The organism is Aliikangiella sp. G2MR2-5, assembly GCF_015687155.1.
In the GTDB taxonomy this organism is placed as follows: Bacteria; Pseudomonadota; Gammaproteobacteria; order Enterobacterales; family Kangiellaceae; genus Aliikangiella.
In genome coordinates this window covers 1-545 of sequence record NZ_JADPQF010000030.1, presented here as the reverse complement: position 1 = coordinate 545, position 545 = coordinate 1, and the positions used below count along the sequence as shown (strand labels likewise).

Here is a 545-nt window from a genome sequence, read left to right as displayed (position 1 = left end):
GTGGACGGGTTATCTGATAAATCCGCCGGTGTTTCATCCGGGTAAATGACTTTGCTCAGATTACCAATGCCATCATATTCAAAATGATATTCTTTTAACTCCGGGTCAATCAGTTTGCTCAGCTGATTCTGACCGTTGTAAACATAGCGCAATACTTTACCAAAATGATTGGTGACTGTTTCAAGACGACCCGATGCATCATAAGCATAGGTTCGTGTTAAGCCGGTGCTGCTGGTTTTGCTGGTGACCTGACCGTTGCTGTTAAAACGATAAATGGTTCCGCCAGGCAAAGTGTGAGTGTAGCTGCCATCGGCTTCAATCGTCAGGGTGCCACTCTTGCTGCTTTTAGCGGTCAAGCTTGTATCACTGTCCGCGCCGTAAAAGTAATGGCCGACTTTATTTTTAATATCAATCCGGTAAATCTTGTAACCGTTTTGTGCGTAAATAATTTTAAGTGAACGCAGGTTACTGTTAATTCGATACTGACCATTGGTAGCATCACCAATATCCGGCAAAGACTCGCCAGAGGACAAATATTTGGGGCT

Annotated in this window: 1 pseudogene; it reads right to left on the bottom strand. The window is 44.0% G+C overall.

Annotated features, from left to right (window positions below):
• Positions 1-545 (bottom strand): annotated as a pseudogene (locus IYN84_RS20885) (RHS repeat domain-containing protein); the annotation flags it as partial.